The organism is Synechococcus sp. WH 7805 (genome assembly GCF_000153285.1).
In the GTDB taxonomy this organism is placed as follows: domain Bacteria; phylum Cyanobacteriota; class Cyanobacteriia; order PCC-6307; family Cyanobiaceae; genus Synechococcus_C.
Map to the genome: position 1 here is coordinate 1,495,555 of NZ_CH724168.1, position 17,792 is coordinate 1,513,346.

At 62.6% G+C, this 17,792-nt stretch carries 16 protein-coding genes and 1 riboswitch; of the genes, 7 read left to right on the top strand and 9 right to left on the bottom strand.

The window, feature by feature from the left end; genetic code table 11:
- Positions 1-12: 12 nt before the first annotated feature.
- Both WH7805_RS07875 and WH7805_RS07880 read left to right on the top strand, forming a co-directional pair.
- Entirely contained in the window at positions 13-1,116 is a 1,104-nt protein-coding gene (locus WH7805_RS07875) for an HlyD family secretion protein (protein ID WP_006042511.1), read from the top strand.
- Between the two features lie 62 nt (positions 1,117-1,178).
- Positions 1,179-2,645, top strand: coding sequence for a mannose-1-phosphate guanylyltransferase/mannose-6-phosphate isomerase (locus WH7805_RS07880; RefSeq protein ID WP_006042512.1), 1,467 nt, complete (start codon positions 1,179-1,181; stop codon positions 2,643-2,645).
- On the opposite strand, the gene glmS is transcribed toward WH7805_RS07880, so the two are convergent.
- Positions 2,632-4,518 (bottom strand): glutamine--fructose-6-phosphate transaminase (isomerizing), encoded by a 1,887-nt coding sequence (gene glmS / locus WH7805_RS07885; RefSeq protein ID WP_006042514.1) that lies wholly within the window; start codon positions 4,516-4,518, stop codon positions 2,632-2,634. The genes WH7805_RS07880 and glmS overlap by 14 nt on opposite strands.
- A 65-nt stretch (positions 4,519-4,583) precedes the next feature.
- Positions 4,584-4,829 (bottom strand): photosystem I iron-sulfur center protein PsaC, encoded by a 246-nt coding sequence (gene psaC / locus WH7805_RS07890; protein ID WP_006042515.1) that lies wholly within the window; start codon positions 4,827-4,829, stop codon positions 4,584-4,586.
- 151 nt (positions 4,830-4,980) lie between these two features.
- Between psaC and acpP the strand changes: the two genes are divergently transcribed.
- The 4 genes from acpP to WH7805_RS07910 all read left to right on the top strand — a co-directional run bounded on the left by acpP (position 4,981) and on the right by WH7805_RS07910 (position 9,578).
- Positions 4,981-5,223, top strand: a complete 243-nt coding sequence (gene acpP, locus WH7805_RS07895) for an acyl carrier protein (protein WP_006042516.1) — start codon at positions 4,981-4,983, stop codon at positions 5,221-5,223.
- 11 nt (positions 5,224-5,234) lie between these two features.
- On the top strand, positions 5,235-6,482 hold the full coding sequence (fabF, locus tag WH7805_RS07900; RefSeq protein WP_006042517.1) for a beta-ketoacyl-ACP synthase II: 1,248 nt from the start codon (positions 5,235-5,237) through the stop codon (positions 6,480-6,482).
- A 51-nt stretch (positions 6,483-6,533) separates the two neighbouring features.
- Positions 6,534-8,543, top strand: coding sequence for a transketolase (tkt, locus tag WH7805_RS07905; protein ID WP_006042518.1), 2,010 nt, complete (start codon positions 6,534-6,536; stop codon positions 8,541-8,543).
- A 96-nt stretch (positions 8,544-8,639) separates the two neighbouring features.
- Positions 8,640-9,578, top strand: coding sequence for a UDP-glucuronic acid decarboxylase family protein (locus tag WH7805_RS07910; protein WP_006042519.1), 939 nt, complete (start codon positions 8,640-8,642; stop codon positions 9,576-9,578).
- Between the two features lie 32 nt (positions 9,579-9,610).
- Here WH7805_RS07910 and thiC read toward each other — a convergent pair whose 3' ends face one another.
- From thiC to ruvB, 6 genes are all read right to left on the bottom strand, one after another.
- Positions 9,611-11,014, bottom strand: a complete 1,404-nt coding sequence (gene thiC, locus WH7805_RS07915) for a phosphomethylpyrimidine synthase ThiC (RefSeq protein ID WP_006042520.1) — start codon at positions 11,012-11,014, stop codon at positions 9,611-9,613.
- Between the two features lie 46 nt (positions 11,015-11,060).
- A riboswitch (TPP riboswitch) is annotated at positions 11,061-11,171 on the bottom strand.
- A gap of 32 nt (positions 11,172-11,203) precedes the next feature.
- Positions 11,204-11,830 (bottom strand): HEAT repeat domain-containing protein, encoded by a 627-nt coding sequence (locus WH7805_RS07920; protein WP_006042521.1) that lies wholly within the window; start codon positions 11,828-11,830, stop codon positions 11,204-11,206.
- Positions 11,831-11,834: 4 nt separating this feature from the next.
- Positions 11,835-12,065 (bottom strand): DUF3188 domain-containing protein, encoded by a 231-nt coding sequence (locus WH7805_RS07925; RefSeq protein WP_038004548.1) that lies wholly within the window; start codon positions 12,063-12,065, stop codon positions 11,835-11,837.
- Positions 12,062-13,234 (bottom strand): amidohydrolase, encoded by a 1,173-nt coding sequence (locus tag WH7805_RS07930; protein ID WP_006042523.1) that lies wholly within the window; start codon positions 13,232-13,234, stop codon positions 12,062-12,064. The genes WH7805_RS07925 and WH7805_RS07930 overlap by 4 nt, the downstream gene beginning before the upstream one ends.
- Entirely contained in the window at positions 13,231-14,031 is an 801-nt protein-coding gene (locus tag WH7805_RS07935; RefSeq protein ID WP_006042524.1) for a tetratricopeptide repeat protein, read from the bottom strand. The genes WH7805_RS07930 and WH7805_RS07935 overlap by 4 nt, the downstream gene beginning before the upstream one ends.
- Entirely contained in the window at positions 14,028-15,113 is a 1,086-nt protein-coding gene (ruvB, locus tag WH7805_RS07940) for a Holliday junction branch migration DNA helicase RuvB (RefSeq protein WP_006042525.1), read from the bottom strand. Before ruvB ends, WH7805_RS07935 begins: the two co-directional genes overlap by 4 nt.
- Positions 15,114-15,177: 64 nt before the next feature.
- Here ruvB and smpB point away from each other — a divergent pair, with 64 nt between their 5' ends.
- Positions 15,178-15,675: an SsrA-binding protein SmpB gene (smpB, locus tag WH7805_RS07945; RefSeq protein WP_006042526.1), complete on the top strand. Its 498-nt coding sequence runs from the start codon at positions 15,178-15,180 to the stop codon at positions 15,673-15,675.
- Positions 15,676-15,693: 18 nt separating this feature from the next.
- Here smpB and WH7805_RS07950 read toward each other — a convergent pair whose 3' ends face one another.
- Entirely contained in the window at positions 15,694-17,736 is a 2,043-nt protein-coding gene (locus tag WH7805_RS07950) for a protein kinase (protein WP_006042527.1), read from the bottom strand.
- Positions 17,737-17,792 lie beyond the last annotated feature (56 nt).

Genomic DNA, 17,792 nt, shown 5'->3' on the forward strand with positions numbered 1-17,792 from the left:
TTCACCTTCACGATGTCTCAGAAATCTCTCCCCAGCCCCTCAGCGAACCGCGTCAATGAATCGGGCGATGAAGCGCTGCGACTGGAATCAAGGCCGTCTCCAGTGCTACCGGCTGTTCTGGTCGGAAGCCTTTCAGCTCTGTTTTTCGTGGTGGTGTACTTCGCCTCCACGGTGAAGATCGATCAGATCGTTTCGGTGCCCGGCAAACTGGTCACCCGACGCAGCACTCAAGACCTCACCACGCCAGAGCCTGGGGTGGTGAAGAGGGTGTTGGTCAAAAGCGGCGATGTGGTTCAACAGGGTCAGGAGCTTGTGGTGCTCGACCCGCGGGTCCAGACCAGCAATGTTGATGAACTGCAAAAGCAGCTCGAAGCGGAAGCCGCTCGTCTTCAATCGGAGCAGGCCCGCATCAGAGAAACGATCCGAGGTCTGGAGACCCAGCTCGAGATCGATCGGCAGATCCTTGAGCCCTTCAAACAGCTGGCGGAACAGGGTGCCAGCTCTCAGCTGCAATTGATTGAAAAGCAACGCCAGCTCGAAGCAACCCGACGCTCCCTGGCCGAAGCCAGGGAGCAGCTGCAAACCATTTCCTTCCAATCACAAAGCGTTCAAGCTCAGCTCAGAGCCTCCTTGGTGAAGTCTCAGAACGCTCTTGACCTGGTCACCCTCAGGGCTCCGGTCGCTGGCACCGTGATCGACCTGGAGGCTCAGACAGGCCTTGTGGTGAACAACACCACCTCCCTCCTCAAGCTGGTTCCGATTGACGACCTCGTAGCCCAGACCTTCGCCCGCGACTCAGACATCGCCTTCATCCGTGCTGGCCAGGATGCCGAGATCAGCTTCACCACATACGACAAAACCATCTATGGAACGCTCCCAGGCTCGGTCACCCTGGTAAGCCAGGACTCCTTGCCGCCGGAACCGCCCTACGACTACCCACATTTTCCCGTCACCCTGGCCCTCAGTGCCCAGAGCCTCAGCAAAAACGGCAAAACCTTCGAACTTCAGCCGGGCATGGCCCTCAACGCTGAAATCAAACTGCAAAAACGCACAATTTTCCAGCTGATGTTTAGCCGCATGAGCAAAACGACCGACGCCGTGCGCACCATGCGCTGAGAACCAATACAGACAAAGTCCAGGATGGTGGGAGAAAATATTAGTCACATGTATGGCATCCGGTGAGCACCCCTCTAATCCCGGTCATTCTCTGTGGCGGCACCGGCACGCGCCTTTGGCCCCTCTCCCGTGCCAGCTATCCCAAGCAGTATTGGCCCTTAGGGGGGAGCGGCGATGAGACCCTCCTACAACAAACCCAGCAGCGGCTGAAGGGACTCGACAACCTGGCGCCTCCCCTACTGATCTGCAACGACGACCACCGCTTCATCGTGGCCGAGCAGATGCGCCAGACCGGCGTGGAGCCCGGCGCGATCCTGCTGGAGCCCATGGGGCGCAACACGGCTCCTGCCGTGGCCGTCGCCGCACTCCAGGCCACAGCCCGTGGTGAGGACCCGCTGCTGCTGGTGCTCGCCGCCGACCATGTGATCCGTGATGCCGCCCACTTCCGCACCGCCATCGACGCCGGGCGCACGGAAGCGGAGGCCGGCCGGCTGGTGACCTTCGGCATCGTGCCCACAACGCCGGAAACGGGCTACGGCTACATCGAAGCGGCCGAACCGCTGCAACCCGGTGCCCTCACCCCCGTGCCGATCGCCCGCTTCGTGGAGAAGCCCGACCGCGCCACAGCCGAGCAGTTCCTTGCCAGCGGCCGCTTCACCTGGAACAGCGGCATGTTCCTATTCAAGGCCAGCGCCATGCTGGCCGAACTGGAGCGTTTGGCACCGGAGGTTGTGAGCTGTTGCCGCGCCGCCCTGGAACAGGACGTGGCCGATCTTGATTTCCTCCGCCTGGAGCGCGAAGCCTTCGCCAAATGCCCCAATGTGGCCATCGACGTGGCCGTGATGGAGAAAACCGAGCTTGGCACCGTGCTTCCCCTGGCAGCAGGCTGGAGTGATGTCGGCAGCTGGAGCGCCCTATGGGAGACCGCCGATCGCGATGACGACGGCAACGTGCTGCGGGGCCGCGTGATCAGCGAGGGCAGCCGCAACTGCTACTTGCGCAGCGAACACCGCTTGGTGGTGGGCCTGGGCGTGGAGAACCTGGTGGTGGTTGAAACCGATGACGCTGTGCTGATTGCCGATCGCAGCCAGGCCCAGAACGTGAAAACGATCGTGAAGCAGCTGGAGGCAGATGGCAGCTCAGAGGGCAAGGCCCATCGCAAGATCTACCGGCCCTGGGGCCACTACACCGGCGTAGTCGAAGACAGCCGCTGGCAGGTAAAGCGCATCTCCGTAAAGCCCGGAGCCAGCCTCTCCCTGCAGATGCATCACCATCGCGCCGAACACTGGATCGTGGTGAAGGGCACAGCTCTGGTGGAACGCGATGGCGACCAGCAGCTGATCGGCGAGAACCAGAGCACCTACATCCCCCTCGGTTGCCGGCACCGGCTCACCAACCCGGGAAGGATCCCGGTGGAACTGATCGAAGTGCAGAGCGGGGCTTACCTGGGAGAAGACGACATCGTGCGCTTCGACGACGTGTATGGCCGCAGCAATGCGGCCGCCAGGGGCGCACTCACTCCACAGTGACGCTCTTGGCGAGGTTGCGGGGCTGATCCACATCCAGGCCCCGATGGGCTGCAATGTGATAACTCAGCAGCTGCATCGGCACCACCGTGAGCAGGGGGCTGATCCACTCGCTCACCGCCGGCACCGGCAGCAGCTCATCAAACAGATCCGTATCCGGACCCTCAGGCGCCACCCCGATCAGCTGGGCATCGCGAGCCTTGGCTTCCTGGGCATTGCTGAGCACTTTCTCGAACACTTTCCCGGGCACGGCGATGGACACCACCGGCACCCGGGCGTCGAGAAGGGCAATCGGCCCGTGCTTCATTTCCCCGGCCGGATAGCCCTCGGCGTGGATGTAGCTGATCTCCTTGAGCTTGAGCGCCCCTTCCAGCGCAATCGGATAGTTGATGCCGCGCCCCAGAAAAATCACATCCTGGGTGTCGGCAAACCGGTGCGCCATCGCTTCTGAGCGTTGATCGTGCTGCTCCACCAAGGCACTGAGCTGCTCCGGCAGACCCCGCAGCTCCGTGATCAACCCGGCGATGTCCGCCTCACTGCGGCTGTTGCGGCGAGCTGCAAAGCCCAGGGCTAGGGCATAAAAGGCGAGCAGCTGGCCAAGGAAGGTCTTGGTGGCCGCCACACCCACCTCGATTCCCGCACCGATGTCGAGGATGTGGGGCACCTGCCTGGCCAGGGAACTCTCCGGCCGGTTGGTCATTCCCAGCTGCCGAGGCGCAAAGGCTGGATCGCGATGGCCCTGGCGGCGCTCAACATCCATCGCCAGGGCCGCGAGGGTGTCCGCCGTTTCACCCGACTGGGTGACACCGATGGTGAGGGTATTGGGAGCCAGCGGCGGCGGTGCATAGCGGAACTCGCTGGCGTAATCCACACTGGTGGGGACACCAGCGAATTGCTCAAGCAGATAGGCCCCGACAAGAGCAGCGTGGCGACTGGTGCCACAGGCCAGGATCTGAATGCGCTCGATACCCTCGTAAAAAGCTTCATCGAAGGGCAAGGCCACCGGCTGCTGTGCCGGCAACCCCGGCGGCAGATGCCGCTCCACCCAGAGCCGAGCAGTCTCGGGCTGCTCATGGATCTCTTTGAGCATGAAGTGGCGGAAGTGCCGCTTGTCGGCCACATGCTCCTGGCCGCTGAGCAGAGAAGGGCTGCGCTGCTGCCGCGCTCCGCTGGCGTTGTAGAGCTCAATGCCGAGCGGACTGAGCAATGCCACCTCGCCATCCTCCAGAGGCAGGATCGTGCGGGTGAAGCCCGCCAGGGCGGGGGTGTCGCTGGCGCAGAGGAACTCCCCTTCCCCCAAACCGATCAACAAAGGGGCCGCCTTGCGGGCCACCACCAGTGCCCCTGGAACTTCGGCCCAGAGCACGGCCAGGGCGTAGGCCCCCTGCAGACGGGGCAGCACCGCTTGGACGGCCTCAAGCAGCAGGGCTCCATCAGCGCCGCGGCCAGCGGCCTGCAACCGTCCCAACTCCGCAGCCACCAGGTGGGGAATCACCTCCGTGTCGGTGTCGGAGCGGAAGCTCACGCCGTTGGCGGTGAGCTCCTCCCGCAGTTCTCTGTGATTTTCGATGATGCCGTTCTGCACCACCGCCAAAGCACCGCTGCCATCACGGTGGGGATGGGCGTTGTGCTCCTCGGGTTTGCCGTGGGTGGCCCAGCGGGTATGGCCGATGCCCACCAACCCCGGGGCTCCCTCACGCTCCACCCGTGCCGACAGGTTCACCAACTTGCCCTTGGCCCTGATGCAATGCAGCTGCCCTGCCTCCACCGTGGCCACACCGGCAGAGTCGTAGCCGCGATATTCCAGCTGACGAAGACCCTCAAGCAACAGCGGTGCTGCGTCCCGCGAGCCAATCACCGCAACGATTCCGCACATACAAAAAAGCCCGGCAGTGCCGGGCTGAGCTTATGGGTAATAGATCCGAAAGACCGAGAGGTCGCTCAATACGACAGCCCCATGCTGCGGCTGGTCTCGTCGCCGAGATAGACGCGAATGCTGAGGAAGTCGGTGGGGCAGGCGGTTTCACAGCGCTTGCAACCCACGCAATCCTCGGTGCGAGGGGACGAGGCGATCTGACCAGCCTTGCAACCGTCCCAAGGAACCATCTCGAGAACATCGAGGGGACAGGCACGCACGCACTGGGTGCAGCCGATGCAGGTGTCGTAGATCTTGACGGCGTGGGACATGAACCCGTCTCAGTGCGGTTGACTTGAAGTCAACGTACCTGTCACGCCCGCGTCTGGGATCGAGCTCGCGCTCTGCCGTCACTGTTGTTAACGCCCGTGGCCGGTGCTGCCTGCGCTAGCCCGTAAGATGCGGCGTCCCGTCTTCACGGCCATGTCTCAGGAAGCGATCCTCGAAAAAGTCCGTTCGATCGTGGCGGAGCAGCTCAGCGTCGACGCCGGTGAAGTGAAGCCGGAGTCGAATTTCCAGAACGATCTAGGCGCCGATTCGCTCGACACCGTCGAGCTGGTGATGGCCCTGGAGGAAGCCTTCGACATCGAAATTCCCGACGAATCCGCCGAAGGCATCGCCACCGTGGGCGACGCCGTTAAGTACATCGAAGACAAGCAGGCCTGAGGTTCCGCAGCATGGTGGAGGGTCTCCAACGCGTCGTGGTCACCGGCCTTGGCGCGGTGACACCGATCGGCAACAGCGTTGCCGACTACTGGGATGGACTCACGTCCAGCCGCAATGGCGTCGCAGGGATCACCCTGTTCGATGCGTCTCGGCATGCCTGTCGCTTCGCGGCCGAAGTCGAAGCATTTGATCCGTCTGGGTTCATCGAACCCAAGGAAGCCAAACGCTGGGATCGGTTTTGCAAATTCGGTGTTGTCGCGGCCAAACAAGCCCTGATCCATGCCGGCCTGGACATCACTCCAGAGAACGCTGATCGCATCGGCATCATCATCGGCTCTGGCGTGGGCGGTCTGCTCATGATGGAGACCCAAGCCCATGTCTTGGAAGGGAAGGGCCCCAGCCGTGTGAGTCCATTCACCGTGCCCATGATGATCCCGAACATGGCCACAGGTCTGGCGGCAATCGCCGTGGGAGCCAAAGGACCAAGTTCAGCTGTATCCACCGCCTGTGCCGCCGGATCCAACGCCATCGGCGATGCCTTCCGCCTGCTCCAGCTGGGTAAAGCCGATGCCATGCTCTGCGGCGGAGCGGAGTCGGCGATCACCCCCCTGGGCGTGGCCGGTTTCGCCAGCGCCAAGGCCCTGTCCTTCCGCAACGATGATCCGGCAACTGCCAGCCGCCCCTTCGATCGAGACCGTGATGGGTTCGTAATCGGCGAAGGTGCCGGTCTGCTGGTGCTGGAAACCCTCGGCCACGCCGAGGCACGCGGCGCCACCATTCTTGCCGAGATCGTGGGCTACGGAACCACCTGCGATGCCCACCACATCACTTCACCCACTCCGGGTGGAGTCGGCGGAGCGGCTGCTATGCGCCTCGCTCTTGAGGATGGGGGCATTGATCCTTGCGTCGTTGACTATGTGAACGCCCACGGCACCAGCACTCCCGCCAACGACAGCAACGAAACCGCCGCCATCAAGAGCGCTCTGGGTGACCGTGCCCTAAAGATCCCGGTGAGCTCCACCAAGTCGATGACCGGTCACCTGCTGGGTGGTTCAGGCGGGATCGAAGCCGTGGCTTGCGTGCTAGCACTGCAGCACAACGTGGTACCCCCCACGATCAACTACGCCAATCCAGATCCCGACTGTGATCTGGATGTCGTTCCCAATACAGCCCGAGACCACAAACTGGAAACGGTGCTTTCCAACTCCTTCGGCTTCGGCGGCCATAACGTCTGCCTGGCTTTCCGCTCGATGGGGTGAGCGGCGACACCGCACCCCTCCTTCAAACTGTCCGCAACTCACTTCTGAACCATGGTCGCAGCGCCCGCCTCTCTCGACACGCTCTGCATCAACAGCATTCGTTTCCTTGCTGTTGACGCCGTCAACAAATCCAAGAGCGGCCACCCTGGCCTGCCTATGGGTTGCGCCCCGATGGGCTACACCCTCTGGGACAAGTTCCTGAGGCATAACCCCAAGAACCCGAAGTGGTTCAACCGCGACCGCTTTGTCCTCTCCGCTGGACACGGCTGCATGCTGTTGTACTCCTTGCTGCACCTCACGGGCTACGACTCGGTGAGCATCGAGGACATCAAGCAGTTCCGTCAGTGGGGATCGAAAACTCCGGGACACCCGGAAACGTTTGAAACCCCCGGCGTGGAAGTAACCACTGGCCCACTCGGTGCCGGCATCTCCAATGCCGTGGGTCTGGCGATTGCTGAGTCCCACCTTGCGGCCAAGTTCAACAAGCCCGACGCCCAGGTGGTTGATCACTACACCTACGTGATCATGGGCGACGGCTGCAATCAAGAAGGTGTGGCCTCGGAAGCCTGTTCTCTGGCCGGCCACCTGAAGCTGGGCAAGCTGATCGCGCTCTACGACGACAACCACATCACCATCGACGGCCGCACGGACGTGTCCTTCACCGAGGACGTGCTCAAGCGCTATGAAGCGTATGGATGGCACGTGCAGCACGTGGCCGATGGCAACACCGACGTGGACGCCATCGCCAAAGCGATCGAAGCCGCCAAGGCCGTCACCGACAAGCCCTCGATCATCAAGGTGACCACCACCATCGGCTATGGCTCCCCCAACAAGGGAGACACCGCCGGTGTGCACGGTGCTCCCCTGGGTGAGGAAGAAGCCGAGCTCACCCGCAAACAGCTGGGTTGGAGCTATGGCCCCTTCGAAGTACCTCAGGAGGCCTACGACCAGTACCGCCAGGCCATAGAGCGTGGTGCCAGCCAAGAGGCTGAGTGGAATCAAACCCTCGCCGCTTACCGCAACCAGTACCCAGCCGAAGCGGCTGAGTTTGAGCGCATGCTCCGCGGTGAACTGCCCCAGGGCTGGGACAAGGAGCTCCCCACTTACACCCCCGACGACAAAGGACTGGCCACCCGCAAGCACTCCCAGATCTGCCTGGGTGCCCTGGGTCCCAACCTTCCCGAGCTGATCGGTGGTTCCGCTGACCTCACTCACTCCAACTACACCGATATCAAGGGTGAGACCGGTTCGTATCAACCGGAAACCCCCGAGAAGCGTTATCTGCACTTCGGTGTGCGCGAGCACGCCATGGCCGCTGTGCTCAACGGCATTGCATATCACAACAGCGGCCTGATCCCCTATGGCGGCACCTTCCTGGTCTTCGCCGACTACATGCGTGGCTCCATGCGCCTGTCGGCGCTGAGCGAGCTGGGTGTGATCTACGTCCTCACCCACGACTCCATCGGCGTCGGCGAAGACGGCCCCACCCACCAGCCGATCGAAACCATCCCGTCCCTGCGGGCCATCCCCAACATGCTGGTGTTCCGCCCTGGTGATGGCAACGAAACCAGCGGAGCCTACAAGCTCGCCATCGAGAACCGTCATCGCCCCAGTGCTCTCTGCCTCAGCCGCCAGGGCATGGCCAACCAGGCCAACTCTTCGATCGACAAGGTCGCCCACGGCGGCTACATCCTTGAAGACTGCGACGGCACGCCTGAGCTGATCCTGATCGGCACCGGCACAGAGCTTGACCTCTGCGTGCAGGCCGCCAAACAGCTCAGTGCTGAAGGCAAGAAGGTGCGCGTTGTGTCCATGCCCTGTGTGGAGCTCTTCGATGAGCAGAGCGATGCCTACAAAGAGCAAGTTCTGCCTACTGCGGTGCGCAAGCGCATCGTGGTGGAAGCAGCCGAAGCTTTCGGCTGGCACCGTTTCATCGGCCTCGATGGCGACAGTGTCACGATGAATCGCTTTGGTGCCTCCGCTCCTGGAGGCACCTGCATGGAGAAGTTCGGCTTCACGGTTGAGAACGTGGTAGCCAAATCCAAGGCATTGCTGGGCTGAGCCAGACTTCAGCTGGGATCAACAGACGGGGCGGGGGAAAGAATCTCCCGCCTTTTTTCTTGAGCACCAATCGCCTGCTTACGCGACCATAACGGCATGCGCAATCTGATCACGGGAGGCGCAGGCTTCCTCGGCTCACACCTCACCGACCACCTGATGAAGTCAGGGGAAGAAGTGATCTGCCTTGACAATTACTTCACTGGAAGAAAAAGCAACATTGCCCAATGGATGGGCCACCCTGATTTCGAGCTGATCCGCCACGATGTCACCGAACCGATCAAACTCGAGGTCGACCGAATCTGGCATCTGGCCTGCCCCGCATCACCCATCCACTATCAGTTCAATCCGATTAAAACCGCCAAGACCAGTTTTCTTGGCACTTACAACATGCTGGGGCTGGCAAGACGCGTCGGAGCCAGACTTTTATTAGCCAGCACCAGCGAAGTGTATGGCGATCCAGAAGTACATCCTCAACCCGAGAGTTACCGGGGGTCTGTCAATCCCATTGGAATCCGCAGCTGTTACGACGAAGGCAAACGCATCGCCGAGACGCTCTGTTTCGACTACAAACGCATGCACAACACCGAAGTGCGCGTGATGCGCATTTTCAACACGTATGGCCCTCGCATGCTTCCCGATGATGGCCGCGTTGTCAGCAACTTCATCGTTCAAGCCCTCAAAGGCGAGCCGCTCACACTCTTCGGCGACGGTTCCCAGACCCGTTCGTTCTGCTACGTCGACGATCTAATCGACGGCATGATCCGCCTGATGAACAGCGACCACACCGGACCAATAAACATTGGCAATCCGGACGAATTCACCATCCAAGAGCTCGCCAGGATGGTTCGCGATCGCATCAATCCCGAATTAAAAATCATCAACAAGCCCTTACCCGAGGATGACCCGCTTCAGCGACAACCTGTGATCAGTCTTGCCATCCAGGCTCTGGCATGGACGCCAACGATCTCCCTCGCGACTGGCCTCGACCGGACCATTGCCGACTTCCAGTCGCGATTGAAAGGAGACGTCAATTAAGAGCATCTCCCTCCGAACACCTCTACAGACAATCAGTCTGCTTTCTCCATCTTCACCCCAGCCAATTCACCAGCACCGCGTTTGCTCTCCAGAGCCTTCTCGAGGCCTTCAATATCCTCATCGGTGATCTTGGTCTGCATCGGGCAGTGCTTGGGTCCACACATCGAACAGAATTCGGCCTGCTTGTAGATGTCTGCCGGCAGGGTTTCATCGTGATACTCCTTGGCACGCTCGGGATCCAAAGAGAGCTCGAACTGCTTGTTCCAGTCAAAGTTGTAACGGGCGCGGCTGAGCTCATCATCACGATCACGGGCACCGGGCCGGTGACGGGCAATATCGGCCGCATGGGCAGCGATTTTGTAGGCAATCAGGCCCTCGCGGACATCTTCGGCATTGGGAAGACCTAGGTGTTCCTTAGGGGTCACATAACAAAGCATCGCCGTGCCATGCCAGCCGGCCATGGCGGCACCGATCGCTGAGGTGATGTGGTCGTAGCCGGGGGCGATATCAGTCACCAGGGGACCCAGCACATAGAAGGGCGCTTCATTGCACTCCTCCATCTGCTTTTTCACGTTGAACTCGATCTGATCGAGGGGCACGTGGCCTGGTCCCTCCACCATCACCTGCACGTCATGGGTCCAAGCGCGACGGGTGAGGTCCCCCAGTGTCTTCAGCTCAGCCAGCTGCGCTGCATCGGAGGCATCGTGCTGGCAGCCAGGGCGCAAGGAATCACCCAAAGAGAAGGTGCAGTCGTAGCGCTTGAAGATCTCGCAGATGTCGTCAAAACGCGTGAACAGGGGGTTCTGACGATGGTGATACAGCATCCACTGGGCCAAGATGCCGCCACCCCGGCTCACAATGCCGGTGAGACGTCCCTTCACCTTCGGAAGGTGCTCGATCAACAGACCGGCGTGGATCGTCTGGTAGTCCACACCTTGCTGACAGTGCTTCTCGATGATGTGCAGGAAATCATCTTCATCGAGCTTCTCGATCGAACCATGCACGCTCTCCAGTGCCTGATACACAGGCACTGTGCCGATGGGCACAGGCGATGCATCGATGATCGCCGTGCGCACTTCATCGAGGTTCACTCCACCGGTGGAGAGGTCCATCACCGTATCGGCGCCGTACTTCACCGCCAACTTCAGCTTGTTCACCTCTTCGGCCGCATCCGAGGCATTGGGCGAAGCGCCGATGTTGGCATTCACCTTGCACTTGCTGGCAATGCCGATCGCCATCGGCTCCAGACCGGTGTGATTGATATTCGCCGGGATGATCATGCGACCCCGGGCGACTTCCTCCATCACCAGGGATTCAGGCAACTTCTCACGGTTGGCCACGTAGGCCATCTCCTCCGTCACCACACCCTGGCGTGCGAAGTGCATCTGGGACACGTTGGCCTGTCCGCGTCGGGACTCAACCCAGGAAGCGCGCATGATTCGTTCGGCGAGAGAACTGCCAGGAGCCGGTCGACAAACCGCAGATCACGTGCATTCACTTCCCTGGCGCCGGCATGACCCGGATCAGGTTCGGAGGGTGTGATCTCAGCCCTAACCGCCAAAGAAGACGTCCAGGGCACCCCTAGTGGTTTTTAAACGCTAGCAAGAGTCCTGGGGAGCAGGACATCACCCCACCTGAAGACCATTGAGCGCTGCGGCTACCACCCTGTGATCCTGGTCCTGCTGCAAAGGCTGCAGAAGGACACGGGCCTGCTCGCCGATGGGACGATCCTGGGACTCTCGAACGATCCTCCCAAGGATTTCTGCCCCACTCACCCGCACCGTGCCATCCCCATCCACGATGGCGATCTCGGCCAGCTCCAACAGCCAGGCCAGGTTGATCTCCGGTTGTTCCGCCAGTCCGGAGAGAATGCTGCAGCGCACGAGCCAGGCACCATCAGCCTCAAAAGCAGTGCGAAGCAACGGCCAGGAGCGCTCCACGCCGTAACTCACCAGGGCATTGGCTGCCTCAGCCCTCACATTGGCATCCTCATCGCTGCCAAGGAGCTGCTCCAGCACCATCCACCCCTGCTCGGTGCGTTTGTAGCCAAGACCGCTGCAGCTGAGAGAACGCACCAGAAACGCCTGCTGCTGCGTTCCCAGCACCAGCAGGGGCACCGCTTCCTCATCGCTGCAGAAGCGCAGCTTGGTGAGGGCGGGCATCGCTCGCGTGGGATCCCCAGAAGCAATGGCATTCCTGAGGGCCTCGAGATCAGGGGCGTCCCCTTGGGACGGTTCAGATGTGGATGCCATCGGATCAGGTTTCCTCGAATCGACTATCGCGGAGAGCAACCAGCAGCCGATGGCGCCGCCGGCGACGGCCCACCACCGCATGGATCACCAGGCCGGTTCCCACCAGAATGGCAGGGAGAGACTGATATTTGTCAGCTCCCTCTCGCTGCAACAGAGCAACCACTCCAAGAAGCACCAGCAGAGGCGCTGCCAGTGAGAGAAGCACATACAACCGGGTACGGGGGGGGCGATTCATGCCGGTGGCTCCCAGGCCAGCATCGCCGCTGTCAGTACACGAATCCCCACGCCCAGACAGGCCTCATCCGGCAGGAAATGGCCGTTATGCAGCGGTGCACAGCCCTCGGGCCCAGCCACTCCCAACCGGAACATCGTGCCTGGCACGTCCTTGAGCAGCTCGGCAAAATCCTCGGCCCCCAGGGAAGGCTGCTCCAGCCTCTGCACCTGACTCTGACCCAGGTGCTCGATGGCACTGCGTTCCAAGAGAGCCGTGAGGGTCGAGTCGTTATGAACCGGAGGTGAGATGCATCGGTAGTGCACCTGAGCGGTAGCGCCGAACCCCGCGCACAGGGCCTGCACCGTGTCCTCGATCCAGGCAGGCAGTCGGTCATGCACCTCTGTGCAGAGGCAACGCACGGTGCCAAGCAATCGCACCCGATCGGCGATCACATTGAAGGCCTTCCCCCCCTCGATGCGTCCGAAACTCACCACCACCGGATGCAGCGCATCCAGCCTTCGGCTGATCGCCTCCTGCAACCCCGTCACCACCCGCGAGGCGATCCAGATCGCATCCACCGATTGATGGGGACGGGCGCCATGCCCCCCCTCACCGATCACTTCGATCTCCAGCTCGCCCGCTGCGGCGGTCAGGCTGCCGCTGCGCACACCGATGCTCCCCGCCGGCAGGGACGGGAACACGTGCACGCCGAACAACCCATCCAGCCCTTCAGTGGCTCCGGCCTCCCGCATCCAACGAGCCCCCATGGCCAGTTCCTCAGCGGGCTGAAACAGCAGGCGAAGGCCCACTGGCCTCTCGGGCTCACCAGCCAGTAGCCGGGCCACCCCGAGGCCGATGGTGCTGTGCAGGTCGTGCCCGCAGGCATGCATCACCCCCTGGCGCAAGGAGGCGTAAGGCAGCCCCGTGTGTTCCTCCACCGGCAGAGCGTCCATGTCCACCCGCAGACCGAGTTTGGGACCCTGCTCCGGGCCGAGATCCGCCACCACACCGGTGCGACCCACGCCTTCGCGCACCCGCCAGCCGGCCTCCCGCAAAGCACCCGCAATCAAGGCGGCGGTCTGGTGCTCCTCACCGCTCAGCTCGGGATGGGAGTGGAGATGGCGGCGGAAGTCGATCAACTCCGGCAGCATCGCCTCCAGGCGCTCAGTCCAGGGCAACATTGAGGTCATGACACCTCCAGGGCGAGAAAGCGCTCGAGATCAGCGATCGGCGTCGGCGGCCAGCGCCGCACCTGCGCAAGCCAGGCGGAATCCCGGTAACTGGGATCCAGTCCGGCAGCCGCGGCCCAATGGCTTTCGGCTTCACCACGAGAGCCTTCGCGCCAGAGCAGTGCGCTGAGTGCGGCGCGGGCATCAGCGAACAAGGGATAGCGGCGGATGAGGTTGCGCAGCTGACGTTCGGCTTCAGGAAGATCTTCGAGCTGATAGAGGGCCAGAGCATCGCTGGAGCGGGCCATGGCGAAGCCTGGACGGGCATCGGCGGCCTGGCGATACAGACGCTGGGCTTGGGCCCAGTCGCCCTCAGACCCACGCACATTTCCGAGGTTGTAAAGGGCCGAGGCATCGAGGGGATCGCGCTGGAGGATCCAGTCGTAATCAGCCGCGGCCTCAGGCCATCGCTGCAAGGCTTCCTCAGCAGTGCCGCGATTGAGGTGGGGATCGGCATCCTCCGGTGCCAGGGCGATCGAGCGGGTCTGATCGGCAATCGCACCCTCAGGATCCCCCAGCATCAAGCGGATGTTGCCGCGGTTGCTCCAGGCAGCAGCATCCCGCGGCGCCATCTCCAGCACTTCATCCCAGAGGGGCAGCGCCGCCTCCGGATCGCCCTGGCGGCTCAGGCTCAAGGCCCGATCGAACAGACGCGGCAAGTCTCCGGCCTCAGGATCGCCTGCCGCCATCACCGGCCCGGGCAGAAGCAGCAAGGCGAGCAGCACCAGCAAGGTCAAACAATGGCGCAATCGCGTCATGCCACCTGCTCCTGACCCTCTGGCCAACCGAGATGACCCCGACCCGCAGCGGTCACCACCCGGCCCCGGGGGGTGCGCTGCAGAAAACCGAGCTGCAGCAGGTACGGCTCCACCACCGACTCCAGGGTGGACGGGTCCTCACCCAAGGCGGCCGCCAGGGTGTCGAGGCCGGCGGGACCACCGCCATGGGACTGCAGCAGAAGTTCCATCAAGCGGCGATCACTGGCATCCAATCCCCGGCCATCAACGCGATGCAGGGTGAGGGCTTCATCCACGAGGTGTTGATCGATGCAGCCCTCGCAGGCCCGCACGCAGGCCACGTCGCGCACCCGGCGCAGCAGACGGTTGGCGATTCGGGGGGTGCCCCGGCAGCGGCGGGCAATCTCCGTGCAGGCCGCCTCACTGAGTTCGAGATTTAGCAGTCCAGCGGCCCGTTCCACGATGGCCTGCAGATCCTCCAGGCCGTAAAACTCGAGCCGTTGAATCAACCCGAAGCGATCGCGCAACGGCGAGCTCAGAGCACCAGCCCGGGTGGTGGCCCCCACGAGCGTGAAGGGAGGCAGATCGAGGGCTCGGGTGCGCGCTGTGCTGCCCTTGCCCACGGTGAGATCCAGGCGGCGGTCTTCCATGGCCGGATAGAGCAGCTCTTCGGCCACCCGGCTCAGCCTGTGAATCTCATCGATGAACAACAGATCCTTGGGCTGCAGGTTCACCAGCAGCCCCACGATGTCGCGGGGACGCTCCAACGCAGGCGCACTGGTGATCCTGCAGGTCACGCCCAGCTCTTCGGCGAGCACCATGGCCATGGTGGTTTTGCCCAGGCCAGGGGGGCCGTAGAGCAGCACGTGATCGAGGGCCTCGCCGCGGCCGATGGCCGCCTGAACAGCGATGCCCAGCACCTGCTTCAGTTCTCGCTGGCCGATGTAATCCGCAAGCCGCTTGGGCCGCAGGCTGTCCTCCTTGACACCAGCCCGTGCGAGATCGACGTCATCCCCCTCCTGACGGGCCCCATCCACCACCCGATCCGGGACGCGATCCGGCCGCGGACGCTGAGATGCGGCGTTAGAGGAAACGATCGCCATGATGGAAGGGTACCGACCTCTGGATAGGGTCGGGGAATCAAGCGGCTGAGAGGCCTAAAGGGGGATGGCCAAAGGAGGAGGCAAGAAGAGTGCCGCTGCAGCGCGCGCCGCAGCCAACCGGCTGCTGGCGGATAACCGCCTAGCCCGGCATCAGTACGACATCCTCGAAACACTGGAAACCGGCATCGAACTGGTGGGCACCGAGGTGAAATCAATCCGGGCCGGGCAGGCCAACCTGCGCGACGGGTTCTGCCTGATCCGCAATGGAGAGCTGCAGCTGCACAATGTGCACATCTCCCCCCACACCCATGCCAGCGGGTACTTCAACCACGACCCACTGCGGGTGAGGCGCCTGCTGGCGCACCGGCGGGAGATCGACAAACTGCGCGGCCAGCTGGACCAGAAAGGACTGACGCTGATTCCCCTTAATCTGCATCTGCAGGGTTCCTGGATCAAACTCACCCTGGGCTTGGGCAAAGGACGCAAGCTCCACGACAAGCGTGCCGCAGAAAAAGACAAGCAAATCAAAAAAGAGACCCGAGCAGCACTGTCGCGTTACTGATTCGACGCAAAATCGTTACTAGTTCGTGTCGGAAGACGTGGACTGCGCGTCTGCGTCCACCAACGGCTCTGACTCCTCCGCTGCCGATGGCTCCTCCACCCCTGCCGGTTTCGGCCCTGGCGGTTCCGGCAAGGCCTCCACGGGCCCCTCGGCCCCGGTGGCCGGATCGGGAATGGGATCGGGATCCACAGCGGGCAGGGGCTTCGACGCCGGGCGATCCGCCCGGCAGGACAGCGTGAGCAAACCGGAGGACACACCGTCATTGGTCACCAGCACCTGCAACGGCGATCCGGCGTCTTCCGGAAGGGTCACCACCCGCAACGGCCCGCGATCCGCCGCCACGTCCCCGTCGGAGCCATACACCGTCATCTGCATCAGCGGTGTGCCGTTGATCCCCAGCACCAACCGGCGTCCGGCGGGAACAGTGATCGAAATCAGGCGAGCCCCACCTGCGGGCACCCGGCTCGAGAGCACCGTTGGCGCCCCTGCACGGGCTTTCACCGATTCGATGCGCACATCCTCCAGGCTGCGCAGTGCCGCCGCAAACCAGAGTTGCCGGAATGGCTCTGGCGGCTTCACACCCGTAGCGACACCGGGCAGGAGCGTCTGGGCCGACGCACTCACCAATTGCTCCACCACCTTGGCATTCACCCCCTGCTGCACGAGCGTCTGTCGCTGTTTCTGCCAATCAGAATTGTTGAGCCGGCCCAGTCGGCCGCGAAGCATCGGAGGAAGCTGCTCAACTCGGGCCAGCCATTCCTCCGCCAATTCATTCCAAACACGCCTGAGGGGTGCATCCTCAAGTGAATCGCTGGGCAGGCGTCCACCACGCTCTGGGAAACGAGCCAGCAAACTGGCATCCACAAGCTGCAGAAACCAGCTGCGATCCACCTGCAGGGCTCTCAGGCGGCTCAGCAGCAGCTGACGCTGATCCACCTCTGCAGGCGGAAGGCTGGCCGTGGGGGATCGCCCAATCACATCGGGCTCCGTGGAGGGTGCACCTCCAGGGGGATTGCTGCGGCTGAGAAGAAACCAGCCGATCGCCGTACCCACCAGCGCAGACACCAACAGAGCTCCCACAACCGGCCAGATCCCGCCCTCAGCCGCCTGCAGACGCTGTTCAGCACGAGGACGCATCCGGTCGTCACCCCCCCCGGACGCAGTCGCTTGAGGCTGAGGCAGCAGATCAGGAACTGGTTGCGGAGCCTGAGGAGCCACCACCACCGGCGCCAGCACCACGGTGCGGTCGATCCGAGGCTGGGGACCAGTGGACTCGGGCATGGTGACTCGCTGAAGCGCCTGAAGCGCCTCGCTAGAGGTGGAAAAGCGTTGATCGCCCTGTTCCGAAAGCAGGCGACCCAACACCTCGCGATAGGACGGCTCAAGATCCAGATCTGCCGGAACGCTCCAGTCGTCCCCTTGAGCCGCCAGCAACTTCTCGGGTGGACGTCCACTCAAGAGCGTGAGAGCTGTCACCCCCAGGGCGTGCAGGTCCATCCAGGCCTGAGCGGGCTCTTGCCGACCCTGAGCTCTCGGGGCATAGCTTGCCGAAGCCCCGGGAACCGGCTGCTCACCGCTGCGCTGAAGCAAACCGAAATCAATCAGCACCGGCAGACCGTCCTGGTCACGCCGAAGCAGATTGCGGGGGTTGAGATCACCATGCACCAGCTGCTGTGCATGCAGCACGGCCAGAGGCGACAGCAGCTGACGCAACAGCAACAGCACTTCTCCCGGCCCGAACACCAGCTGGCGCTCCAGGCGCTGCTCTTGGATCTGAAGCAGACTTGATCCTTCCTGCCATTCCCGCACCAGCCACAGGCTTCCTTGCTCTTCAAGCAATCCGCCGAAGCGGGGGATCTGGGGATGCAGAACCGACTGCATCGCCGGCCAGAGCGCACGGATGCGCTCCGAGGCCTCAGCATCCTGGAGCTGACGGACCGCCACCGGTACTCCGCCGGCCATCTGATCCTCCGCACACCAAAGTGCTCCCTGGGGATGGCTGGGATCGGCGGTCAGGCAGCGATCCAAGCGGTACCGGTCAGCCAGCAGGGTGCCGATCACAACATGGAGGCGATGGTTGGCTGATGGTAAAGGCTGTGTCCTGCTGACACCTGGGT